The organism is Pontixanthobacter sp. (genome assembly GCF_049682855.1).
In the GTDB taxonomy this organism is placed as follows: Bacteria; Pseudomonadota; Alphaproteobacteria; order Sphingomonadales; family Sphingomonadaceae; genus Pontixanthobacter.
In genome coordinates this window covers 202,658-226,754 of record NZ_JBAUIK010000008.1, presented here as the reverse complement: position 1 = coordinate 226,754, position 24,097 = coordinate 202,658, and the positions used below count along the sequence as shown (strand labels likewise).

The following is a 24,097-nucleotide window of genomic DNA, read 5'->3' as shown; positions in this document are numbered from 1 at the left end:
TGTCATGCGTGTAAGCCGTTCCGCCTCATCGCCGCCTGATAATGCCCGCACCATGCGGATGACGGCAACCCTGATGCTGGTGTTGATGGGTGCGCTATTCCTGCTCTCCAAGCAATATCTCGATCTGCATCCAGGCTGGGGTTATCTTCATGCCTTTGCCGAAGCGGCAATGGTTGGCGGTATTGCAGACTGGTTTGCCGTGACCGCTTTATTCCGCCACCCGATGGGCATCCCGATCCCGCATACGGCGATCATCCCGACCAATAAAAACCGCATCGCCGATACGATGGCGGACTTTCTGCGCAGCAACTTTCTGACCCCGGCCGTCGTCGCGCGGCGGATGCATGCGATGAATCTGGCCCGAGCGGTGGGCGAATTTCTCGAAAAACCGGCCCAAGGCTCGCAATCGCGAATCGGCACAGGGGCGGCCGAATTGCTGGCGGGCGTGTTCGAATCGCTCGACCCGGAACGGCTTGGCGGTCAAGTGCGGGTCGGTTTGAAGCAGCAACTGGCCAAGCTGGAAGTTTCGCCGCTGGCCGGGCAAATGCTCTCGACCACCATTGCTGACCGTAAGCATTTGCCGCTGATCGATGCGCTCGTGCGTTGGTCCGGCCTGACGCTGGAAGATAATGAGGAAATGGTCCGCGACATGATTAGCGAGCGGGCCAATGGCCTGCTGCGCTGGACCGGTCTGGATGGGCGGCTATCGAGTTCGGTGCTTGATGGGCTGTACCGTCTGCTGGCCGAGGTGCTGGTCGACCCCGATCACCCGCTGCGTAACAAGATCGAGCAGGGCCTGCAGGAACTTGCGCAGGATCTTATGCATGATCCCGAAATGCGCGCCAAGGTTGAGCGGATGAAAAACGAAGTGATCGAAAATGATGCGGTCGCGCAATGGTGGGAAGGCGTGTGGGAACGGATACGTGGCGGGATGATCCGCATGGCCCGCAATCCCGATACGGTGCTGGGTGGTCAGATCGGCGATAGTCTGGCCGAATTGGGTCAAGCCCTGCGGGAAGACACATTGCTTCAGACCCAGATCAACCGTTTTGCCCGCCGCACTGCGGTGGGCATCGCCACGCGGTATGGTGACCAGATTGTCCAGCTTGTATCCGAAACCGTGCGCCGGTGGGATGCGCAAACCATTACCGACCGGATCGAAAGCGCGGTCGGGCGCGACCTGCAGTTCATCCGGATCAACGGGACGATGGTGGGGGGCTTGGCCGGCCTGACTATCCATTCTCTGGATAGCGTGTTCTAGGGATATCGTGTTCTGGGGATAGCCGCGATCCGTCCCGCTCTGGCCTGTTTACCGCCCCACCTGGAACCGTACAGTACTTCGCCAAAAGGATGCTATAGCTTCGCCCTCAGCCGTCATTGCCGGTTCGAACCGTGCACGTTTCATCAGCGCGCGGCAGACGGCGCTATCGAAACCTTCGGGCCGCGTCGATTGCTGGATGTGGCATTGGGTGGGATTTCCGGTTGCATCGACAGATAGGCGGAAGTTGACAATTCCCTGGCTTCCCTTGCGCAGTAAATCACTTGGGTAATCAGCCGACGTCAACCAACGTTCAGGATTGCTGCGCGGTTTGGGCATGTTTGCCAGATTGCGATGTTTCTCCAGATCAACGCCCCAACGGGTCAGCAGATCGCCGGTACATGTCCGCATTGCTTCCATCGGCTTACCTAGCGAACCAGTTGCCAGATATACCGGCTTACGCCGCGGCACCCCTATGCGCACCCACTCGATCGCAGTTTCCCGGCCAGCCGAAAGCGTTTGTCCGAAAACGTCATTCTCCACCGCGTTTCTGGACGCGCTGGCCGCTTCCTGTTCTGGTAGTGTGGCCGCGAACTGGACCGAGGTAAATATCAACGCCGGTTCAATTTCGCCGAGATTGCCCAAGGTCACGGTGTATTTTTGTTCCGCCTCATTGGCGCCGAATTGCACGAATGCATAATCCCGCCTCGTCTTCAGCGGCGCGCCCGCCGCGACCATAGTAAAAACATCGCCTGGTTCATATTTTTCTATGTAAAGAACTACTTTTTGATCGCCTTCACCAAACTTGCGGGCAATTCTGCATGAATCATCTGCGTAATTGAGGTTCCAGTTGGAAGAGGGCTCAATACGAAGAAATTCCTTATTTTCTACAGCAGCAACGGATACCGAAAGGCCGGATCCTGCGAGAATACAGGCTCCGGCCACGATGGGTGAATTCTTTACCATATGCACAGATTACTCAAAACGAATAATAAGGCAATAGGTTAGAGTTTCTCGGTTAGCTCCGGCACAATTTTATACAAATCGCCGACCAGACCAATATCCGCCACTTGGAAGATTGGGGCATCTTCATCCTTGTTGATGGCGATGATGGTCTTGGAATCCTTCATCCCGGCCAAATGCTGGATCGCACCTGAAATACCGATGGCAATATACACTTCCGGCGCAACGATCTTGCCGGTTTGGCCGACTTGATAATCATTGGGGACGTAGCCGGCATCCACCGCAGCGCGCGATGCACCGATCCCGGCACCCAGCTTGTCCGCCAGCGGGGTGATGACGCTTTCGAAGGTTTCGCTGTCTTTCAGCGCGCGGCCGCCCGAGACGATGATCTTCGCACTGGTCAATTCGGGGCGTTCACTCTTGGCAATTTCGGCACTGACGAATTCAGATATACCTGCATTGCCGGGGCCGGATACGGCCTCGACGGTGCCGGAACCACCTTGGGTCGCAGCCTTGTCAAAGGCAGTGCCGCGAACGGTGATAACCAGTTTGGCATCGCTGCTTTCGACAGTGGCAATTGCATTCCCGGCATAGATTGGCCGAGTGAAAGTCTTGTCTCCTTCAACCGAGAGGATGTCGGATATTTGCATGACATCAAGCAACGCGGCCACACGCGGTGCAATATTCTTGCCCGTGGTGGTGGCGGGCGCGAGGAATGCGTCATGATCCGCCATCAGGGAAGCCGCCAGCGGCGCTACGTTCTCTGCCAGCTGGTTGGCGTATGCAGCGTCATCCGCCAGATGAACCTTGCCCACACCAGCGATTTTCGCAGCTTCCTCGGCAACGGCGGCGCAGCCCGAACCGGCGACGAGCAGATGCACTTCGCCCAATTTTGATGCAGCGGTTACCACAGACAGTGTGGCGTCTTTTACCGATGCGTTGTCATGTTCTACAAGGACCAGAGTTTTCATTATACGGCTCCCAGTGCTTTTAGCTTCGCGATCAGCGCATCGACATCTTCAACCTTTTCACCAGCCTGGCGGACCGGCGGCTCGCTGACATGGGTGGTGGTCAGGCGCGGCGCAATATCGACACCGTAATCGGCTGGCGTCTTGCTATCGAGCGGTTTCTTTTTCGCTTTCATGATATTCGGCAAGGATGCGTAGCGCGGCTCGTTAAGCCGCAGATCGGTGGTGACGATGGCGGGCAAGGCCAACTTGACTGTTTCCAGCCCGCCATCGATTTCGCGCTTTACGATCACGCTGTCACCATCGACTTCGACCGTATTTGCAAAGGTCCCCTGCGGGCGCTCCATCAATGCGGCGAGCATTTGTCCGGTCTGGTTGCTGTCATCGGAGATTGACTGCTTGCCCAGCATCACCAGGCCGGGATTTTCCTCTGCGGCAATCGCTTTGAGAATTTTCGCAACGGCGAGTGGTTCAACGTCTTCGTCGGTTTCGACAAGGATTGCGCGGTCCGCACCCATAGCAAGGGCGGTGCGCAATGTTTCCTGGGCCTTGGCCGGGCCAACCGACACGGCGATTATTTCATCCGCCTTGCCCGCTTCTTTGAGACGAATCGCTTCTTCGACAGCGATTTCATCAAACGGGTTCATGCTCATCTTGACATTGGCCAGATCAACACCGGTTCCGTCCGCCTTGACGCGGGGCTTTACGTTGTAATCGATAACCCGTTTTACGGGCACGAGGATTTTCATAGGGTATTTCCTCTTCAAAAGAACTGCCAGTGATATAGCTTACATTTACGTAAACGTCAACTTAGTCAGTCCGCAGCGATGGGGTTTAGCAATGGGGTTTGAACGCGCAGATGGCGGGACATTTCGAACCCGCCATCTCATTCGGTCACATCGCCAACTATGCCGCTTGCTTAACTTCAGCGACGATTTTCTTGGCAGCATCGCCCAGATCATCAGCCGCGACAATTGGCAGGCCCGAATTGGCAAGAATATCCTTGCCCTGCTGGACGTTGGTCCCTTCCAGCCGCACGACCAGCGGAACTGACAGATTCACTTCCTTCGCGGCCGTGACAATACCTTCGGCGATAATGTCACATTTCATGATGCCGCCGAAAATGTTGACCAGAATACCTTCAACAGCGGGATCTTTCAGGATGATCTTGAACGCGGCAGTAACCTTTTCTGTGGTCGCGCCGCCGCCTACATCCAGGAAATTGGCCGGGAATGCGCCATTCAGCTTGATGATGTCCATCGTTGCCATCGCGAGTCCCGCGCCATTGACCATACAGCCAATATTGCCGTCAAGCTTGATATAGGCGAGATCATACTGGCTCGCTTCTACCTCAGCCGGGTCTTCTTCGGTCTCGTCGCGCATCGCCTCGATATCCTTATGGCGGTACAGTGCGTTACCATCGAAGCTCATTTTGGTGTCGAGTACGAGCAATTCGCCGCCCTTGGTCTCGACCAGAGGGTTAATCTCCAGCATCTCGGTGTCGAGTTCCATAAAAGCGGTGTAAAGCTGTGCCGCAAGTTTCTGGCACTGCTCGTTCAGATCACCGGTGAGTTTCAGCGCGAAGGCAACTGCGCGCCCATGATGCGGCATGAATCCCTGTGCCGGATCGATTGTGATTGTGGTGATGAGCTCGGGCGTATTGTGCGCCACGTCTTCAATATCCATCCCGCCTTCGGTCGATGCCACCATAGCCACCTGGCCGGTTGCCCGGTCAACCAGCATAGCCAGGTAATATTCCTGCTCAATGTCGACCCCGTCGGTTACATATAGGCGGTTGACTTGTTTGCCTTCATCGCCGGTCTGAATGGTGACAAGCGTGTTACCGAGCATTTCCTTCGCATCGGCTTCGACGTCTTCAATGCTTTTGGCAAGCCGCACGCCGCCTTTCGCATCAGGGCCCAGTTCTTTGAATTTCCCTTTGCCGCGGCCGCCAGCATGGATTTGTGCCTTCACCACATAAAGCGGTCCGGGCAGAGCCTTTGCGCCAGCAACAGCGTCTTCAACCGTCAAGGCTGCGTGGCCGGTGGGGATGCCAATCCCATATTTCGCGAGCAGTTCTTTGGCCTGATATTCGTGGATATTCATGGAGTGTCCGTCTTTCCAGATATTGGGTGCCAGAGGGGCAAGTCCGCCCCGGTCGATCTGCCTTGCGCATAAGCATGAATTTGCCCCAATGGAAAGGCTCCACAGCCAAAAGGATTTGCGCCGCTGGCAGGGGTTGAATTGTTCTGCCGCGCGATCCAAAAAAATACTGCATGATTGATCGACGCCGCCTCAAAGCCATTCTCGACGAAGCCGGCCAAATTGCCCTTGGCTTGTGGCCGGGTGCCGGGCACACAGTTGCCAGTTGGGAAAAAGAGCCCGGCAGCCCGGTATGCGATGCCGATATCGAAGTGGACGGTTTTCTTCGTCAGGAATTGGGTACATTGTTACCCTCTGCCGGCTGGTTGTCAGAAGAAACAGCAGACGATCCCAAACGGCTCGACAAGGGCCTGATCTGGCTGGTTGACCCGGTCGATGGCACTCGCGATTTTCTGCGTGGCCGCAGCGGGTGGTGCGTATCGGTGGCCTTGATTAGCGAAGGCAAGCCGCTGATCGGGATGCTTGATGCGCCGGCGCGGCGGGAAAAATGGGTCGCAGAAGCGGGTCAGGGTGCCTGGCGCAACGATATTCCGCTTCACGCATCCACCCGCCAAGCTTTTGCCGGTGCGCGCGTCCCGGCGCTGTCTTTGTCCGAGATGGATCAGATTTTGACGATGGTGGACCAGCCCAATTCGATCGCTTTACGGGTGGCAATGGTTGGCGCAAATGAGGCTGATCTTGTGGCCACGCTGCGCTGGGGTTTTGAATGGGATATTGCTGCAGCTGCATTGATAGCGCGGGAGGCCGGGGCGGCGGTAACGGATGCGTTCGGCGCCCCGTTTCTTTACAATAAACGAGACCCCAGAGCATTCGGGCTGCTGGTCAGTGCGCCCGCTATTCATGCCGATGCCGTGGCCCATTTGGCGACCCGTGCAAAGATCATCATGACGCGATAAAAAGGGCCGGCCCGTCAAGGCCGACCCCCGTCATTTCCACTCGCTGTCGTGGAATGTGATCATATCACTGCCGCGCAGCGTCGACATCTGCCTGTGTTATCGGGATGATCTTGATTTCGACCCGCCGGTTGAGAGCCCGGCCCTGCGCCGTGGTGTTGTCAGCGATCGGCGCTGTTTCGCCAAAACCCTGCCAGCGGATGCGGGCAGAATTGACCCCTTGCGATGACATGTAGTTGGCCACCGCTTGCGCACGTTGTTCCGACAAGTTCTGGTTGAACGCGTCGGAACCGGTCGAATCGGTGTGACCATAGACGTCAATCAAGCTGTCAGGATATTGGCGGAGGCTGCCTGCAACAGTGTTCAAAGTGCTGCGGAATGTCGGCTTGATGGTGTAGCTGCCGACATCAAAGGTTACGCCGTCGGGCAGATTTACCAGAACTGCGTTGCCGCCGTCCACTTCGGTCACATCCACCCCTGATCCGGCGGTCTGCTCTTTCAGCTCCTTGATTTGCTGGTCCATATTGTAACCGACAACGCCGCCCGCGACGCCGCCGACGCCTGCGCCAATAATACGTCCTGTCTTGCCGCCAATAACGCCGCCGAGCAATCCGCCGAGCACAGCCCCGCCAACACCGCCAATGGCCGTGCGGGAAACTTTTTGCTGGCCCGTATTCGGGTCTGTAACACAGCCCGACACAGTCATCAGTGATGCCGCCGCAAGGCTTGATACGAAAATGCGTGAATTCTTCATCGGGTGTCCCCTCCTGTGGAGTTACCATTGTGCCCGTCAGTGGGCGTAGGCCGTATTAGGCATCCGCTACATTAACAGATGAGAAACGGTGACGTTCCAGCAATATTGCGCGATATAGAAATTTACAAAGCGGATGATTTACCAACCGGCGGATTTACCAAGCGCCGATGGAACAGGCCCACTAGCGTTGCTGCGTAAATCTGCTAGCGACTTGCGCGTGACCCCTTTCCCGTGGCCTGATCTGCTTATTATTGGCGGCTTGATAATTCTAAACGGCGTGTTCGCCATGTCCGAACTCGCGATTGTTTCTGCGCGCACTGCGCGTTTACAGGCGGCGGAGGAGAAAGGCAGCGGCGCCGCGCGCACGGCAATTGCACTGGCATCCGACCCCGGAAAATTCCTGTCCACTGTCCAGATCGGGATTACACTGATCGGGATCGTGGCGGGCGCTTATTCTGGTGCGAGCCTTGGCGGGCCGGTCGGGGAGCGATTGGCGGCGTGGGGCGTTCCGGCCGAATATGCCGCAGATGCGGGGTTTGTCCTGGTGATTGCTCTGACCACCTATTTCAGCCTTGTGGTGGGCGAACTGGTGCCGAAACAGGTCGCCTTGCGCGCAGCCGTGCCGATTGCGCTTGTAATGGCGCGGCCAATGGCGTTGCTGGCAAAAATTGCCGCGCCGCTGGTGTGGCTGCTTGATTCGTCCTCCGGCCTACTGATCCGCTTGCTCGGGGTTCGCCCCGCCGGTCAATCGAGCGTCACCGCCGAGGAACTGCATATGATCTTCGCCGATGCGACCAATTCGGGCGTGATTGAGGCGGATCAGCATCAAATCCTGACCGGCGCTGTCCGGCTTGCAGAACGCCCGGTGCGCGAAGTTATGACCCCGCGTACGGAAGTCGACTGGATCGATATCGGCGCTGACGAGGCTGCAATCCGCGCCTCTATCGAAGAGAGCCCGCATTCGCTGCTACCCGTTGCGGATGGCTCACCCGATACGATATTGGGCGTGGTCAAAGTGCGCGAAGTGCTGGCGCTGATGGTGGCGGGCAAGAAAGTCAGCCTGAAAAAACTGATGAAAAAAGCCGAGATCGTACCTGACCAGCTCGACGCGATGGATGCGCTGCGCAGTTTGCAACAATCCGAAGTGGCAATGGCAATGGTCCATGACGAATATGGCCATCTCGATGGTATCGTCACGCCGATTGATTTGCTGACCGCGCTGGTCGGGCAATTCATTAGCGATGTCGATGAGGGCGATGCGCCCGCGATAATCGAACGCAAGGACGGTTTGTTCATTATCGCAGGCAGCATCTCGGCAGACGATATGGCGGACCGGCTGGGCCTGTCCTACGGCGATAACCGCGAATTTGCGACCGCGGCTGGGTTCGTGCTGTCGGTACTCAAAAAGCTGCCGCTGGAAGGCGAAAGCTTTCTCTATCAGGGATGGCGTTTTGAAGTCATCGATATGGATGGCCGGAAAATCGACAAGTTGCTGGTCAGCCGGGAAAGCTAGAGATTTATATCTGTTTCGGGCCGCGAGCGCCCGGCGATTGAGGCTGGGTCAAAAGTCCCGCGTTAACTCGGTATTATCGCCTGACTGTTTTGCCCGTCTCCTTCGGGTGCGGCGATAATGTCGCGCGTCACGCTGCCCTTGGCGACAGTGTTGGTCTGCGGATCACCGACCGATGACCGGATACCCGGGGCAGCCGATCCGGCGCGGTCAAGCGCGCTGGTTTCCACCGCGCTGCGTGGTGCCGGGCCGCCAAACAACACTTCGAGTGCCTGCTCTGCCGCAGTGCCCTCTGATGGACGCGGCGCGCCCGGTGCAGGGGGGACAAGATTGAAATCTGGCGGAACCACCAGCGGCGCCTGCCGCTGCACGGCAAATTCATCAGGCCGTTCGCGGTTCAGAAAGCCGCCGCTGCCGCATGCCGCCAGCATGGCGCTGCCGCCGCAAAGAAGGATGATGGTGGGTAGTTTACGCATATCTGTTCTCCGCAGCTTTACGCCGCTTCACTCGTGTCAGTGGGGTCCTTATCGCGCACGAAGAAGGAACGGGCAAGGATGATCACAACGCCGATGGTGATAGCCGCATCGGCAACGTTAAAAATCAGGAACGGGCTGAACCCGTTAATGTGAAGATCGGCATAGTCGAGGACATAGCCGTAATCATACCGGTCAATAATATTCCCCAGCGCGCCGCCAAGGATCATCGACAGGCCGATAATATCGCCCAGCGCCTTTTCGCGCAGCATCCAGACACACACCACAACCGCGATCAGCGCCGTCAGGGCAACCAGCGCCCAGCGCATTTCAGGCGATGTCGCTTCGAACATACCCATCGACACGCCGTAATTATGCGTCCGGTGCAGAGCGAAAACCGGCAGCAAATCTATCCGGTCGCCCAGCCGCATCGCCAGATCGACATCGATCACTTTCTTGATCCATTGGTCAGCGGCAAAGATAATCGCCGCCAGAACCAGTCCGATGATACGGTTTTTGGTCAGAAAGCTCATGCCTCGGCTCCTTGTGCAGCGTCAAAAGCCGTCACAACCTCGTCGCAGCGACCGCATAATGCGCCGTCTTCGTCCACTTCGGGCAGCAAGCGCCAACAGCGGCCGCATTTGTAACCGGATGTGCGGATAATCTTCACTTTGTCCCCTTGGCCGCGGGTGACTGACGCGGCGATGAACAGCTCGGCCAGATCGGCATCGGTAACGCCTTCGGGTACGCGGCCAGCCGGGACAACGACATCCGCCTCCAGTCCGGAGCGGATGATTTTCTCGCGCCGCAATGGTTCGATCGCTTCCATCACGGTTTCGCGCAATTCACGCAGCGCAGTCCACCGGGCGGTGTCCGCAACCACCGCCGGGATGCTGGGCCATTCGAGCAGATGGACGCTGCCTTCCTGCGCGTCGTCTTCAGGATAGCGCGCTTTCCACACTTCTTCGGCAGTATAGACCAGCACGGGCGCAGCATAGCGGATCAAGGCGTGGAATAATATGTCGAGCACCGTGCGATAGGCGCGGCGTTTGGGATCGGCTGGATCATCGCAATAGAGGCAGTCCTTGCGGATATCGAAGAAAAACGCTGACAGATCCTCATTGCAGAAATCGGCGAGCAGACGGGTGTATGTGTTAAAGTCATAATCGTCGACCGCTCGGCGCAGTTTGCGGTCCATCACGGCCAGTTCGGACAGAATATAGACTTCCAGTTCGGGGATTTCGGTATCATCGCCCAATTCGCCGACAAAGCCATCGAGCGCGCCGAGCAGATAGCGGAAGGTATTGCGCAGCTTGCGGTATGTGTCGCCAACCCCTTTGAGGATTTCATCGCCGATCCGGTGATCCTCGGTGAAATCGACGCTCAGCGCCCATAGGCGGATAATATCCGCGCCATATTGCTCCATCACTTTCAACGGACTGACCGTATTGCCCAGTGATTTGGACATTTTCATGCCCTTGGGGTCCATCGTGAAGCCGTGAGTGAGCACAGCCTTATAGGGCGCGCGGCCGCGCGTGCCGCAGCTTTCGAGCAGCGATGACTGGAACCAGCCGCGATGCTGGTCACTGCCTTCCAGATACAGATCGGCGGGAGATTGCAATTCGGGCCATTCATCCGATTCCAGAACGAACGCGTGGGTAGAACCGGCATCAAACCACACGTCGAGAATATCCTGCACCATTTCGTAATTCGCCGGGTCTCGCTCAGGCCCTAGAAATTCGGCGGCGCGCGCTTCTTCCCATGCATCGACCGTATCGGCGGCAATCGCGGCCTGAATCCGCGCATTGACCGCCGGATCGACCAGCAATTCGCCCGATTCACGGTGCACGAACAGCGCAATCGGCACGCCCCATGCGCGCTGGCGGCTGATCAGCCAGTCGGGCCGCCCCTCGACCATGCTGCGAAGCCGGTTGCGGCCCTTTTCGGGCACGAAACGAGTCGCTTCGATTTCGGAGAGGGCGATGGAGCGGAGCGTGGAGCCCCTTCCCTTGAGGGAAGGGGTTGGGGATGGGTGTTCGGCGTCTGCTGGTAAAGTACCCTCTTTCGAGGTGGGAACCCCCACCCCCAGCCCCTCCCCACCGGGGAGGGGGGTATTCGAAGAGAGGTGCGTGAGCGCCTTGTCAATCGCGATGAACCATTGCGGGGTGCAGCGATAGACGACCTTCGCCTTGGATCGCCATGAATGCGGGTAGCTATGCGCGTAATCGGCACTGGCGGACAGCAGCGCACCCGCCTCGCGCAGATCGTTACAGATCGGGCCTTCGGGGGAATTGAACGGCTTGTTGATGACGCTGCGGCGGCGTTCCTTGCCCTCTGCATCGACATCATCCGCACCCAGCCACAGCCAGTCATCGCGGTACCGGCCATCGCCCATCACGGCAAAAACCGGATCGATGCCGTTCGCCTTGCACAGATCGAAATCATCCTCGCCGTGATCGGGCGACATATGGACGATGCCGGTGCCGCTGTCGGTGGTGACGAAATCACCTGCGAGCATGGGGCGCAGGCGGTCGAAGAAGCCCCTTCCCTTGAGGGAAGGGGTTGGGGATGGGTGTTCGACATCTTCGGATGGTGCACCCCCCACCCCCGACCCCTCCCCCGAGGGGAGGGGAGACAGGCGGCCTGCCATTGGGTGCTTGCACATGGTCCCGGCGAGGTCTGCGCCTTTAATGAATTGTCGTTCGCCGATTGGCCAAAGCATAAAGCTGGCGTTTACTTGCTCGTCCATCCGTTTTCGGAACGCTTCGACAAGATCACGCGCAATCAAGAATTGCCGACCGAAATCATCCTTTCCGAAAGCCTCTTGGACCAACACATACTCAACATCCGATCCATACGCCAAAGCCTGGTTGACAGGGATCGTCCAAGGCGTCGTCGTCCAGATCACCGCATGCGCGCCGACCAGTTCGGGGATCGCGCTTTCGACAATCTCAAACGCCACATCGATCTGCGGGCTGTCGGTCAGGTCCTGATATTCAACCTCTGCATCGGCCAGCGCGGTTTCTTCCACCGGCGACCACATCACCGGCTTCGCGCCGCGATAGAGCTGGCCGGTTTCGGCGAATTTGTGCAGCTCGCGCACAATCGCACCTTCTGCCTCGGGGCGCATGGTCAGATAGGGTTTATCCCACCGGCCGTTGATGCCGAGGCGTTTCAATTGCTCGCGCTGAACATCGACCCATTTCTGGGCGTATTCGCGGCATTCGGCGCGGAATTCCTTTGGCGGAACGTCGTTCTTGTTTTTCTTTTTCTTGCGGTAGAGTTCCTCCACCTTCCATTCGATCGGCAGGCCGTGGCAATCCCAGCCGGGCACGTAAGGCGCGTCTTTGCCGAGCAGGCTCTGCGTGCGCACAACGGTATCTTTCAAAACATGGTTCAGCGCATGGCCGATATGCATATCGCCATTGGCATAGGGCGGGCCATCATGCAGAATGAACTTCTCACGCCCCGCGCGCGCTTCACGCAGTTTTTCATACAGGCCAATTTCATCCCAGCGCGCCTGAATCGCGGGTTCCTTCTGCGGCAGGCCGGCTTTCATGGGGAAGGCGGTTTTCGGCAGAAAAACCGTGGGGCGATAATCGCGGCCCGTTTCGCTGGATGTGTCGTCATTTGGCATAGCGTAGGGCCGTTATCCCAAACTGCCCCCGATGGGAACCGCTTATGGAAACCGCAATAAAACGGGCTTAGTCACAGATTGCGCAGGGTAAGTTGATCATGCCAAAATCATTCGAGCAACTGCTGCGCTGTATTGCAATCACGTTTCATCTGCTGGATCAGTTCCTCCAGCGAGTCAAATTTGGCTTCACCGCGCAGGAAGTGATGGAAAGCAACCTCGATTTCCTGCCCGTAAAGATCGCCCGAAAAATTGAAAAAATACGGTTCAAGCAGTTCCTTGGGCGGGGTGAATTGCGGGCGAATGCCGATATTGGCCGCGCCTTTCAGTTGCTCGCCAGTCGAGAGGATAGTGCCGGTGACAGCATAAATTCCGAATTTGGGGCGCAAGTAACTTTCAACTGACAAATTCGCTGTGGGATAGCCGATCTCGCGTCCGCGCTTGTCGCCGTGCTGGACGATCCCGCGAATGGAAAATGGCCGCGACAGCAAGCGGGCGGCCTCTTGCGGATCGCCGTTCAGCAAGGCCGCGCGTATCCGGCTGGAGGAGACAGCGTCCTCGCCATCCGACACCGGCCCGATAGTGCGCGTACGGATGCCATATTCCGCGCCAATATCGGCAAGCAGCTGCACATTACCGCCGCGCGCTTTGCCGAAGGTGAAGTCCTCCCCCGTAACCACGCCGGCCACGCCCAGCCGTTTGGCCAGAATCTCGCTGATATAATCCTCTGCCGTGGTGGCAGCCAGCGCGCCATCGAAATGGAACACCAGCATCGCAGTGGCACCCGCTGCCAGGTACAGTTCCTGGCGTTGTTCCAGGGTGGTCAACCGAAAGGGTTCAATATCGGGTTTGAAGAACCGTACCGGATGCGGATCAAAAGTCGCGACAATCGCAGGCCGGCCTTCCTCGCGCGCCCAGCGGATCGCCTCGCCAGCGACCGCTTGATGGCCGATATGGAACCCGTCAAAATTACCAAGGGCAATAATTGCCCCGCGCAGGCTGTCCGGGACTGCGTCACGATGATCGAGCCATCTCATTTTGCGCGCCTGCTGACTGTCTGATCGCGTGCGGCCCGCTCATACGTTACGAATGAATATGCTGGCCGCTCGCCCTCGGCGGGATGGTCTTCACGGGCGATGATGTCCCACTCGTCGGCCAGTTCCGGCATGAAAGTGTCACCATCATATTCAGCATGGATCTGGGTCAATTCCACCCGCTGCGCGTCCGGCAAGAACACATCATAGATCGCCGCGCCGCCAATAATCGCGACAGTGCCATCGCCTGCCATCGCCAAAGCCTCCTTGGCGGAGCGGGCAATTTCTGCGCCCTTTGCTGCGAATTTACCATGCCGGGTCAAAACAATATGGCGGCGACCGGGAAGCAGACCGGGCAGGCTTTCGAATGTCTTGCGCCCCATGATCATCGGCTTGCCAGTGGTCAGCGATTTGAAGCGTTTAAGATCGGCCGGCAGCCTCCACGGCAGATCGCCATCTTTGCCAATGACGCCATTGGCCGCACGGGCATAGATCAGGATCACGGTTTGGCTCATGCGTTGCTGCTGGCTGGGCGCACTATCTGTGTGACATGGCCCATCTTGCGCCCATCGCGCGCCTGTTTCTTGCCATATAGGTGCACATGCGTATCGGGCTGTCCCAGCACCTCCAGCGCATTGCTGGCGGCTTTCCCGACGATATTGTTCATCACAACATGCTGCGCGGTGGTGGCAGTATCGCCCAGCGGCAATCCGGCCACTGCACGGATGTGGTTTTCAAACTGGCTCGTCACCGCGCCTTCAATTGTCCAATGGCCCGAATTATGGACGCGCGGCGCCATCTCGTTGAACACGGGGCCATTGGCCGTCGCGAAAAATTCGCAGGTCAGCACGCCAACATAATCGAGACGCTGCGCAATAGCGGCGGCGAGCGCACGTGCGGGCTTGAGCTGCGCGATAATGATGTCGCTCGCAGGTAGGGTCGAATGGGCCAGAACGCCATTCTCATGAACATTCTCCGCGCTATCCCAATAGCGTATTTCGCCATCTTTCCCGCGCACCAGAATAACCGAAAACTCGGCCGAAAATTCGACAAAGCCTTCGTAAATGGCGGGCACATCAAGGGCCCGCAACCCTTCGGCATCGCGAACAGAGCCGATCCGCCACTGGCCTTTGCCGTCATACCCATCGCGGCGGGTTTTCAGGATACCGGGCGTTCCAATCCGTTCGGCCGCGCGCATCAGTTCTTCATGCGTATCGATGGCGGCATAGGCTGCGGGTGTGCCGCCCAATTCTTCGACAAATTGCTTTTCCGCGAGCCGGTCTTGCGCGGTCTCGAGCGCACGCGGGTGCGGCGTAATCCTGTCCGCAACGGGGGCAAGCGGGCCAACCGGCACGTTCTCAAACTCCCAGGTCACCGCATCGCACTGCTGCACGAAAGCGGACAGTGCAGCTGTATCATCCCATGTATTGCAGAAGAAATCACCGCTGACCTTGGCGGCGACGCTGTCCCTCTCGGGTGCGTAAATGACGGTTTGAAAGCCCAATTGGGCCGCCGACATGGCCATCATCCGGCCAAGCTGTCCGCCGCCCAATATGCCGATTGTTCCCCCCGGTTTCAGCATCACGTGTTCTCGATCATCCGATCGGCCTTTCGGTCACGGCGGCGCTGCGGGCTGCGCGCCATGCTTTCAGCCGCTCGGTTAAGCCTGGATCACTCGTCGCTAAGATTGACGCAGCAAGCAGGCCGGCATTGGTCGCGCCAGCCTCGCCAATCGCTAAAGTTCCGGTTGGCACTCCTGCGGGCATCTGCACGATAGACAGCAGGCTATCCATGCCTGACAGTGCCTTGGACTGGATCGGCACGCCAAGTACGGGCAGATGCGTCATGGCGGCGATCATCCCCGGCAAATGCGCCGCGCCGCCCGCACCGGCAATGATGACTTTCAATCCCGCGTCCGCTGCACCCTTGGCGAAACCAGCCATCCGGTCAGGCGTGCGATGGGCGGACACGATGCGGACATCGCTGTCCACGCCCAGTTCCTCCAGCACTTCTGCTGCCTTCTGCATGGTTGGCCAGTCTGACTGACTGCCCATCACGATTGCAACATGCGCCATCACATGTCCTTTAAATAGGCCCGCAGGCCCGGCTGCATGGCATCATCGAATTGGTAAATGATCGGTTGGCCGGTAGGAATTTCCAGTCCGGTAATATCATCATCCGAAATGCCCGACAAATGCTTGACCAGCGCGCGCAGCGAATTGCCATGCGCAGAAATGAGCACGGTCTCGCCGCCTGCCAGCACCGGCAGAATGGCGCTTTCCCAATAGGGCAGAACGCGCTCTATGGTCAGTTTCAGGCTTTCCGTATTTGGAATGTCTATTCCGGCATAGCGCGGATCGGCAGAAAGGTCATACGCGCTGCCAGCCTCCATCGGCGGGGGCGGGATGTCAAAGCTGCGGCGCCAAATATGCACTTGCTCATCGCCGTGCCTGTCGCGCGTTTCCTGTTTGTTGAGCCCGGTCAGTCCGCCATAATGGCGCTCGTTCAATCGCCAATCCTTTGTCACCGGCAGCCATAACCGGCCCGCTTCTTCCAGCGCCAGATTGAGCGTTTTGATCGCGCGGGTCTGGAATGAGGTAAAGGCCGCTGTCGGCAGGATGCCTTTTTTAGCCATCAACGCGCCAGCGGCTTTCGCCTCGGCCACGCCTTTTTCGGTCAGGTCGACATCCCACCAGCCGGTGAAACGGTTTTCCAGGTTCCACTGGCTTTGGCCGTGGCGGACAAGAATGAGTGTTGGCAAGAGCGTGCGCTCCAAAGCGTTTTGGGAGCAATTGGCGTTAGCTTTGATCGCCCCGCTTGGGAAGACTTTCTGTACCGGCTGCGTCTATTTTCCGCGCCTGCGTTTTGCGCCGCCGCAAATTTTCGCGCAGTTTTTCAGCCAGCCGCTCCTCGCGGGTCTTTTTCTGGGAATCGGTAGCCATTGGGAAAGCTATTGCCGCTAAAGCCATTCGGCTCAAGTGGCAGCGCATGTCGCCGCTTGACTTTATCCAGCGGCGCGACAATAGCGCGCCCCTTGAAATGGTACGCTGCTGTAGCTCAGTGGTAGAGCGCGTCATTGGTAATGACGAGGCCGGGAGTTCAATTCTCCCTAGCAGCACCATTTCTGTTCAGTTTGGCCGCTATGCGTAATTGCCGTGTCCTGCCGGGGGGCGGAGCTTTTCACCGACTGGTTGTTCAAGGACTTGAAAGCTAAGCTGTCTCGCGCCCAATCAATTGCGGGGGCAACACCAGGCTTTCTGTATCTTCACCCTTCAACCGGCGTAGAAGCAGGTCCACCATTCCCTTGGCTCCGGCTGCGATATCCTGTTTGACAGTGGTAAGCGCGGGCAATGTTTGGCTCGAGACGGGCAGATCATCGAAGCCCACCAGTTTCATGGCGGCAGGGACTGCAATGCCGCGGGCGCGCAATGCGGCAAGACACGAAACCGCAACCGTATCGGTCGCAGCGAAAATTCCATCAACCGCTCCGGCCCCGTCAGCCGTTCGGGTAAGGTCCTGCACATGCTGCGCGACCTCTCGGGCCATCCGGCCTGGTGATAGATGGGTGGGAAATGCCCGTATCGGGAGGCCCATTTTCTCGGCAATTTGGCTAGCCCCTGCATATCGGGCAGCAAATTCGATTGCATCATTGTCACCCAGAAAGGCAAGACTGGTCGCGCCAGCGGCGATCAAACGTTCGGTGGCCAGTTTACCACCCAGCCGGTTATCAGTGCCCACTACGCAATGCCGCTGGCCCTCTTGATGGTTGCCCCAGACAACCATTGGCAGGTAGCCATCGGCGACATCCTCGATCCGCTCAAATTGATCCGATTGACCGATTACGATCACGCCATCGACCATGCCCGATCCGATGAACCGGTCCAGCCAGTCTTCGTCCTTTTCGGGAATGACGCGGCGAAGCATCAGGTCGTAGCCTTTCTCCGTCAATTCGTCGGCCAGATAGCCGAGCAGCGTCATGAAGAACGTGTCTGAAATCTGCTGTCGGTGGTCATGGCCCAGCGGGATGACAATCCCGACCACCCCCGTCTTTTGGCGGCGAAGCTTGCTCGCCATCTGGTTGGGACGGAAACCGTGCTCGCGCGCCAGCGCCTCTATCCGGGTGCGGGTCTTTGTGTTGACGAGACTATTCCCGGCGAGCGCGCGCGATACAGTGCCCGCCGAAACGCCGGCCAGCCCGGCGAGATCGGCCAGCGTGCGTATACGCTCCTTCGGTTTGTTCGCGCCTTCGGTCTGTCCGGTCATAATGCTGCTTTACAGTGCCGCTTCGGCTTTCATAGCTTTGGGGACCGGACGGCCTGCATCGACAAACATCGTCGCGATCGCCCCGGCAATCATGAGAACACCCCCCAGCATCAGCACATTGCGCGGATCCCCGCCGAGCAACGGACGATAGATGAGCGGCATTGTCAGCGTCTGAATGAGCATCGGGATCACGATGAACATGTTGAAAATACCCATATAGATACCGTTGCGTTCCGGCGGAATCGAATCAGCCAGCATGACATAGGTGTTGCCCATCATGCCTGCCCACCCGATGCCGATGCCCAGCATGAGTACGAACAGTGCCATCGGCGTGTCAACGCCGGGGATAAGCATCATCGCACACCCGGACGCTGTCAGGCAAACCGCGTGAATAATGCGCGCGCCAAACCGGCGTACGATGGGGATCAATGCCAGCGCGCCCAAAAACGCTATGAAGTTGTAGAGCGCGCCCGCTTGCTGGGTGGTCAGTGTTGCCTCACGGAACGCGGCCGTGGCGGGATCGCTGGTGTCATAGATCGCGCGGCCGACAGCGAACGTGATGTACTGCCAATAGGCAAACATCGCATACCACTGGCACAACATTGCAACGGCCAGCTGGCGCATGGGTTTTGGCATTTCGCGGATGGCCGCACCGATATCGCCAAATGTCGATGCGACTGTGAGCGGCTTGCTATCCAGGTCAGCCTTTTCTTCCCCGGTCAGCGGCAGTTCGGGCACGCGCCAGATCGACCAGACGATGGTCGAAATCGACAAGATCGCACCGATGATGAAAGCGATCCGTACAATCACCGGAATGCCATTATCATCGAGCACGTCCTGCGCGACGAAGGCTGTCAGCAGGGTTGGGGCCAGATAAGACAGCGTTTGCGCAAGGCCGGTGAAGGCACTTTGCGTCAGGAAGCCGACCGAGCGTTGATCGGGTACGAGCCTGTCTGCAACGTAAGCGCGATACGGCTCCATAGTGATGTTGTTACCGGCATCGAGTATCCACAGCAGCGACGCGGCCATCCACAATGCACTGGAATACGGCATCAGGAACAGACAGATCGTGCACATGATGGCGCCAATCAGAAAATACGGTGTGCGCCGGCCATATCTGGAATTCGTCCGGTCGCTCATGGCGCCGACAATCGGCTGTATTATCAAACCGGTCATCGGACCAGCAAGCCACAATAGCGGCATTGTTGCCTCATCGGCACCCAGAAAGCCGTAGATCGGCCCCATATTAGCCTGTTGCAGACCGAAACTGAACTGAAGGCCGAAAAAGCCGATGTTCATTTCGATGATTCGTAACAACGAAAGGCGCGGCTTCGTCGCAGTGTTCATCATAAATCCTCTCCATAACCGTCGTATTGCGGTCTTTTACAGACGGCTGAATACACCAAATCAGAAAGTTTGCAAACGATTGCATTTTGGTATTGCAATCGTTTGTAATTTGACTAATCAATATTGCGAATCGTTTCGAGAAGAGGGCGATCACAGCTCATTGGGAGAGTATCCAGATGCAATTACGTTCCATGTTGGCGGCGGGCGCCGCTCTTACAGTTTTCGCTTCACCTGCGCTTGTTACGCCGGTGATGGCCCAGGATGCAGGCAATGTAGATGATGCGGTCAGCGAAGATGACTTCATCGTCGTAACCGGTGTGGCACGCGGTCAGAACCGTCTTGAAAGCTCCATTTCGATCAGCTCTGTCGATGCCGAAGCCATCGGTGATCTGAACCCGCGCTCTTCAGCCGATCTTATCCGTCAAATCCCGGGCATCCGTTCAGAGGCATCGGGCGGTGAAGGTAACGCCAATATTGCCGTTCGCGGTATTCCTGTCTCGACGGGTGGTGCGCGTTACATCCAATTGCAAGAAGACGGCCTTCCGGTTCTTGAATTTGGTGACATCGTGTTCGGCAATGCCGACAATTTCGTTCGTGCGGACCGCAATGTGGCGCGGGTCGAGGCGATTCGGGGCGGATCAGCATCGACTTTCGCGTCCAATTCACCCGGCGGCGTCATCAACTTCATCTCCAAGACCGGCGAGCAAGAGGGCGGCGCCATTCAGGGAACCATCGGCGTCGATTTTGAAACCTATCGCCTGGATTTTGATTACGGTTCAAGCCTGGGTGATGATACATATTTTCACGTTGGCGGGTTCTACCGCACTGGCGAAGGTGTCCGCGATACAGGTTATAATGGTAATAATGGCGGGCAGGTCAAAGCCAGCCTGACCAAGGACTTCGATAACGGTTTCGTTCGCTTCCACGGTAAATATCTGGATGACAGCACGCCAACCATCCTGCCGCAGCCGGTCGCTGTGACGGGCACGGATGGCAACCCGAATTACAGCGCGATCCCCAATTTCGATCCTCGCACGGATTCGCTCTACAGCCGGTTCATCAATACTGCGCTGACACTCGATGGCGGAAATAACCCGACAACGTTCGACATCCATGACGGCTTGTCCGTGCTCACCAAAAGCTTCGGTGTCGAGGCAGAGCTTGAATTCGCTGAAGGCTGGACGCTCAACAACAAGTTCCGCTTTGCTGACAATTCGGGCAGCTTCGTGTCACCTTTCCCGGCCAGTGCTGGCGATGCGCAGTCGATTGCTGACGGTATAGGCGGTGCGGGTTCGAGCATCGTGTTCGCGACCGGACCAAATCAAGGGCAGACGGCAAATCCGGCGAATATCGGTGGCAATGGCCTCCTCACAAACATCGTGTTGTTCAATGTCCGTTTGAACAGCCTGGATAACATCGCCAATGATTTGCGGATTACCAAGGATTTTGACTTTGCCGGCGGCACCGCCACGTTCCAGTCCGGATTTTATTTCTCCCGTCAGGAGGTTGATACTGACTGGTTGTGGACCTCTTTCACGCAAACGGTTGAAGGTGATGGCAATTCGGTTCTCGTGGATATTCTCGACGCTGGCGGCAACCCTGTCACACAGAACGGCGTAGTGGGTTTCGGGGCAAGTTTCTTCGGCAATTGTTGCCGCCGGAACTATGATGTCAGCTATGACACATATGCTCCTTTCGCATCATTGTCGCTCGACCTTGATCGTCTGACACTCGATGGCAGCATCCGGTTCGACTATGGCAGCGCGGACGGTACGATCACCGGCGATGGCCCGGTCACCGATTTTGATTTCGACAATGACGGCAATATCAGCCCTGCCGAAGCGCAGACCAGCATTCTTCCGCTCGGCAATCCAAGCCCGGTCAATTACAACTTCGACTACTTCTCGTTCTCGCTTGGTGCGAATTACCTGATTACTGACGACCTTTCGGTCTTTGCTCGCTACAGCCAGGGCGGACGTCACACGGCTGACCGCAGCCTGTTCTCACCGGCAATCAGCACTGTGGATGGCGGCCTGCCAGGCGGCGACAGCGGCGTCATTGCCGAGGTCAACCAGCTTGAAGGCGGGGTCAAGTACCAGGGTAGCGGCGTTCGCTTCTACGCTACGGCGTTCTTTGCTGAAACCAGCGAGACCAACGTGGAAATCGCACCGTTGCTTCTGACCGATACGGATTATGAAGCGTTCGGCATTGAGGTGGAGGGTTCATACTCGGTTGGGCCATTCTCTCTTTCTGCAGGTGCCACTTGGACTGACGCGGACATTACGCGGTCGCAAAATGCTGCTAATGTTGGCAATACGCCGCGCCGCCAGGCCGATTTCGTCTATCAGGCCTCGGCCCAATATGACGATGATTTCTTCTCGGCGGGGCTTAACGCCATCGGCACGACTGAAAGCTTTACGCAGGACAGCAACCAGCTGGTGCTGCCGGCCTATACCCAGGTCAACGCTTTCCTGGCGGTGCGTCCGCTCGAAAATTTGGAAGTCTCGCTCAACGCGAACAACCTGTTTGACGAGTTCGGCTATACCGAAGCTGAAGAGGGCTCGATTCCCGCCAACGGTATCGTCCGTGCGCGTTCGATCGCTGGCCGTACGATCTCTGCATCGGTCCGGGTAGACTTCTGATCCGCAACGGATAGGTGGCCAGCCGGGATCCTCCCTCTCGACTGGCCACCGATAGTTTAGTAGCTACCTGCTGCCTTGCATGAACTTCAATAGAGCACGCCAGCCTTGAATATGGCGCGCGTTCATGATGCTGGGCATTCTGGCCGGGCGTGAGCGGCGCTGTGATGGGGACTTATGACAGCAATTGACAGCAAACTGCACGATTTCAAACCTACACCCGCGCATTGGTCACAAGAGGTTTTGAGCCGCCTTGCTGACGGTGAGTTTGATCAAGCACCAATCATCGATGCATCGGCGGCACATCCAATGTCCCCCGATCTTGATGTCTGGGATGCCTGGCCGCTGGCAGACGTCTCTGGCAATCCGGTGCCTTGGCGCGATGGGGAGCTTTGGTTTGCTCTGGCCGTTGTGCGATCGGATGATCCCGAAGGCCGTCACCATCTGGCCCGCATCCATCACTTTCACCGCGTGGGCGATCACTTTGAACATCTTGGGCAGACATTGCCCGACGATATTTCTCCCGGTGCGCGGCAGTGGTCTGGCACAGCACGTCTGGAAGGGGAAACCATCACATTGTTCTTCACCGCAACAGGCTATCGCGGTGATGTTTCATTGACATACCATCAGAGGCTATTTGAAACCCATACCGTTCTGGCTGCGGACGGTATTTTCGGCACATGGTCAACACCCGTGGAGGTGGTTGAGGCCGATGGAGCCATTTACCGGCCAGCTGACGAAAACGAAGGCGAGCCGGGCAAGATCAAAGCCTTTAGAGACCCATCGCATTATCGTGATTCAGACGGCCAAGACTATCTGTTGTTCACCGCATCCTCTGCAACCAAACCCAGCCTGCATGATGGGGTAATCGGGGCAGCCGCGATCGATCAAGATGGCGCCGCCCGTCTGCTGCGACCGCTGATTGAAGCGACTGATGCCAGTAATGAACTGGAGCGGCCGCATATCGTCGGGCATGCCGGTCAACTCTACCTTTTCTGGTCGACTCAGCGCGGTGTGTTCGCCCCGGGCATTATTGCCCCGACCGGGCTATACGGTGCCACCGCGAAATCGCTCGAGGGCCCCTGGACTTTCCTGAACGGGCATGGGCTGGTCATCGCCAACCCTGCAGAGCGTCCGACACAGGCCTATAGCTGGTGGGTGCTGCCGAATTTAAGCGTCACCAGCTTTGTGGACTATTGGGGGCCGGAAGATATCGCACAGCCAGAAGAGGCAACGCGGCGGGCGCGCTTCGGCGGTACTTTCGCGCCGTTCGTTCAGATTGCGCTTGATGGTGCAACATCCCGGTTGATCGGCTGAAAATGGCGCGGTCTGGGGATACGGGACTTATCGGCGGGATTGAAGCGGGCGGCACGAAATTCGTTCTTGCCGTTGGTTCTGCGCCGAACGCGATCAAGGCTCGCCACGAGATTCCTACGCGTGATCCCGCCGCCACTCTGGAAGAGGCCGCACAGTGGTTTGAAAAACACGGCCAGATATGCGGCTTGGGAATTGCCACCTTCGGTCCAGCGCAGCTTGATCCGAACTCTCCCCAATGGGGGCATATTCTACAAACGCCCAAACCTGATTGGTCAGATTGCGGTATCGCGCCATTCTTTACAGACAGGCTGGGGGTTCCCGCTGGCTTCGATACCGATGTAAACGGTGCCGCGCTGGCCGAGTATCGCTTTGGCGCGGGCAAAGATGCGGGATCGCTGGCTTATGTGACCGTTGGTACCGGGATCGGCGGCGGTTTGATCATCGATGGCCATCCGGTGCATGGCGCAGCGCATCCTGAAATGGGGCATATGTTCCCGCGTCACAGCGCGGATGATGGGGGCTTTGCAGGCATATGTCCCGCGCATGGAGACTGTTTGGAAGGGGTTGCGTCGGGTCCTGCAATCAAAGCCCGGTGGGGCGGCTCGCTTTCGGACCTGTCTCCTGACCACTCTGCGCATGAGACAGTCGCAGCCTATCTCGCGCAGCTATGCCACACCCTATTTGCCGTTACGGCAGTAGAGACCGTTGTTCTTGGGGGCGGGGTCATGAACACGCCCGGACTGTTGGACCGAGTGAGAGCAGCCTCCGATGGCCTTGGCAATGGCTATTTGCCCGGCATCGGCAAACATCGGATTACCGGCCCTGCTCTTGGTGCCAATGCTGGCATCACCGGGGCGCTGTTATTGGCGCCGCACGGCTGA

22 protein-coding genes and 1 tRNA gene are annotated in these 24,097 nt (G+C 57.8%); 7 read left to right on the top strand and 16 right to left on the bottom strand.

All coding sequences use genetic code 11. The features are described 5' to 3' along the window. The first annotated feature begins 4 nt into the window (after positions 1–4). Positions 5–1,261: a DUF445 domain-containing protein gene (locus WA922_RS04880; protein WP_424770550.1), complete on the top strand. Its 1,257-nt coding sequence runs from the start codon at positions 5–7 to the stop codon at positions 1,259–1,261. 48 nt (positions 1,262–1,309) lie between these two features. Here WA922_RS04880 and WA922_RS04875 read toward each other — a convergent pair whose 3' ends face one another. The 4 genes from WA922_RS04875 to sucC form a co-directional block, all read right to left on the bottom strand. Continuing rightward, on the bottom strand, positions 1,310–2,224 hold the full coding sequence (locus WA922_RS04875; RefSeq protein ID WP_424770549.1) for an energy transducer TonB: 915 nt from the start codon (positions 2,222–2,224) through the stop codon (positions 1,310–1,312). 38 nt (positions 2,225–2,262) lie between these two features. After that, positions 2,263–3,192, bottom strand: a complete 930-nt coding sequence (locus WA922_RS04870) for an electron transfer flavoprotein subunit alpha/FixB family protein (protein ID WP_424770548.1) — start codon at positions 3,190–3,192, stop codon at positions 2,263–2,265. Beyond that, a complete protein-coding gene (locus WA922_RS04865) occupies positions 3,192–3,938 on the bottom strand; it encodes an electron transfer flavoprotein subunit beta/FixA family protein (RefSeq protein WP_424770547.1) in 747 nt (248 codons plus the stop codon). The genes WA922_RS04870 and WA922_RS04865 overlap by 1 nt, the downstream gene beginning before the upstream one ends. A 157-nt stretch (positions 3,939–4,095) precedes the next feature. Beyond that, positions 4,096–5,295, bottom strand: coding sequence for an ADP-forming succinate--CoA ligase subunit beta (gene sucC, locus WA922_RS04860; RefSeq protein ID WP_424770546.1), 1,200 nt, complete (start codon positions 5,293–5,295; stop codon positions 4,096–4,098). Positions 5,296–5,465: 170 nt separating this feature from the next. Here sucC and WA922_RS04855 point away from each other — a divergent pair, with 170 nt between their 5' ends. Beyond that, a complete protein-coding gene (locus tag WA922_RS04855) occupies positions 5,466–6,248 on the top strand; it encodes a 3'(2'),5'-bisphosphate nucleotidase CysQ (protein ID WP_424770545.1) in 783 nt (260 codons plus the stop codon). A 64-nt stretch (positions 6,249–6,312) separates the two neighbouring features. Here WA922_RS04855 and WA922_RS04850 read toward each other — a convergent pair whose 3' ends face one another. After that, the gene (locus WA922_RS04850; protein ID WP_424770544.1) at positions 6,313–6,999 is read right to left on the bottom strand and encodes an OmpA family protein; all 687 of its coding nucleotides are present in this window, start codon (positions 6,997–6,999) and stop codon (positions 6,313–6,315) included. Positions 7,000–7,216: 217 nt separating this feature from the next. Here WA922_RS04850 and WA922_RS04845 point away from each other — a divergent pair, with 217 nt between their 5' ends. Continuing rightward, positions 7,217–8,512: a hemolysin family protein gene (locus WA922_RS04845; RefSeq protein WP_424770543.1), complete on the top strand. Its 1,296-nt coding sequence runs from the start codon at positions 7,217–7,219 to the stop codon at positions 8,510–8,512. A 62-nt stretch (positions 8,513–8,574) separates the two neighbouring features. On the opposite strand, the gene WA922_RS04840 is transcribed toward WA922_RS04845, so the two are convergent. The 9 genes from WA922_RS04840 to WA922_RS04800 form a co-directional block, all read right to left on the bottom strand. Continuing rightward, the gene (locus WA922_RS04840; RefSeq protein ID WP_424770542.1) at positions 8,575–8,985 is read right to left on the bottom strand and encodes a DUF3035 domain-containing protein; all 411 of its coding nucleotides are present in this window, start codon (positions 8,983–8,985) and stop codon (positions 8,575–8,577) included. Between the two features lie 17 nt (positions 8,986–9,002). Beyond that, complete coding sequence (gene lspA, locus WA922_RS04835; protein ID WP_424770541.1) at positions 9,003–9,515, bottom strand: signal peptidase II; 513 nt, start codon at positions 9,513–9,515, stop codon at positions 9,003–9,005. Further along, complete coding sequence (gene ileS / locus WA922_RS04830; RefSeq protein WP_424770540.1) at positions 9,512–12,619, bottom strand: isoleucine--tRNA ligase; 3,108 nt, start codon at positions 12,617–12,619, stop codon at positions 9,512–9,514. The genes lspA and ileS overlap by 4 nt, the downstream gene beginning before the upstream one ends. Before the next feature lie 107 nt (positions 12,620–12,726). Next, a complete protein-coding gene (locus tag WA922_RS04825; RefSeq protein ID WP_424770539.1) occupies positions 12,727–13,653 on the bottom strand; it encodes a bifunctional riboflavin kinase/FAD synthetase in 927 nt (308 codons plus the stop codon). After that, positions 13,650–14,165 carry a dihydrofolate reductase gene (locus WA922_RS04820; protein WP_424770538.1) on the bottom strand — a complete coding sequence of 172 codons (516 nt, stop codon included), beginning with the start codon at positions 14,163–14,165 and terminating at the stop codon, positions 13,650–13,652. The genes WA922_RS04825 and WA922_RS04820 overlap by 4 nt, the downstream gene beginning before the upstream one ends. Next, the gene (locus WA922_RS04815) at positions 14,162–15,232 is read right to left on the bottom strand and encodes a 5-(carboxyamino)imidazole ribonucleotide synthase (RefSeq protein WP_424770717.1); all 1,071 of its coding nucleotides are present in this window, start codon (positions 15,230–15,232) and stop codon (positions 14,162–14,164) included. Before WA922_RS04815 ends, WA922_RS04820 begins: the two co-directional genes overlap by 4 nt. A gap of 13 nt (positions 15,233–15,245) precedes the next feature. Then, a complete protein-coding gene (gene purE / locus WA922_RS04810; protein WP_424770537.1) occupies positions 15,246–15,725 on the bottom strand; it encodes a 5-(carboxyamino)imidazole ribonucleotide mutase in 480 nt (159 codons plus the stop codon). Then, positions 15,725–16,411: a 2,3-diphosphoglycerate-dependent phosphoglycerate mutase gene (gene gpmA / locus WA922_RS04805; protein ID WP_424770536.1), complete on the bottom strand. Its 687-nt coding sequence runs from the start codon at positions 16,409–16,411 to the stop codon at positions 15,725–15,727. The genes purE and gpmA overlap by 1 nt, the downstream gene beginning before the upstream one ends. A 37-nt stretch (positions 16,412–16,448) precedes the next feature. After that, positions 16,449–16,592 (bottom strand): hypothetical protein, encoded by a 144-nt coding sequence (locus tag WA922_RS04800; RefSeq protein WP_424770535.1) that lies wholly within the window; start codon positions 16,590–16,592, stop codon positions 16,449–16,451. 104 nt (positions 16,593–16,696) lie between these two features. Between WA922_RS04800 and WA922_RS04795 the strand changes: the two genes are divergently transcribed. Further along, positions 16,697–16,771 (top strand) — tRNA-Thr (locus tag WA922_RS04795). An 89-nt stretch (positions 16,772–16,860) separates the two neighbouring features. Here WA922_RS04795 and WA922_RS04790 read toward each other — a convergent pair. Both WA922_RS04790 and WA922_RS04785 read right to left on the bottom strand, forming a co-directional pair. Then, entirely contained in the window at positions 16,861–17,913 is a 1,053-nt protein-coding gene (locus tag WA922_RS04790) for a LacI family DNA-binding transcriptional regulator (RefSeq protein ID WP_424770534.1), read from the bottom strand. A gap of 9 nt (positions 17,914–17,922) precedes the next feature. Then, positions 17,923–19,260, bottom strand: coding sequence for an MFS transporter (locus tag WA922_RS04785; protein WP_424770716.1), 1,338 nt, complete (start codon positions 19,258–19,260; stop codon positions 17,923–17,925). 176 nt (positions 19,261–19,436) lie between these two features. Between WA922_RS04785 and WA922_RS04780 the strand changes: the two genes are divergently transcribed. The 3 genes from WA922_RS04780 (at position 19,437) to WA922_RS04770 (ending at position 24,097) form a co-directional block, all read left to right on the top strand. After that, complete coding sequence (locus WA922_RS04780) at positions 19,437–21,902, top strand: TonB-dependent receptor (RefSeq protein ID WP_424770533.1); 2,466 nt, start codon at positions 19,437–19,439, stop codon at positions 21,900–21,902. A 174-nt stretch (positions 21,903–22,076) separates the two neighbouring features. Beyond that, positions 22,077–23,216, top strand: a complete 1,140-nt coding sequence (locus tag WA922_RS04775; RefSeq protein WP_424770532.1) for a glycoside hydrolase family 68 protein — start codon at positions 22,077–22,079, stop codon at positions 23,214–23,216. Between the two features lie 2 nt (positions 23,217–23,218). Continuing rightward, positions 23,219–24,097: an ROK family protein gene (locus WA922_RS04770; protein ID WP_424770531.1), complete on the top strand. Its 879-nt coding sequence runs from the start codon at positions 23,219–23,221 to the stop codon at positions 24,095–24,097.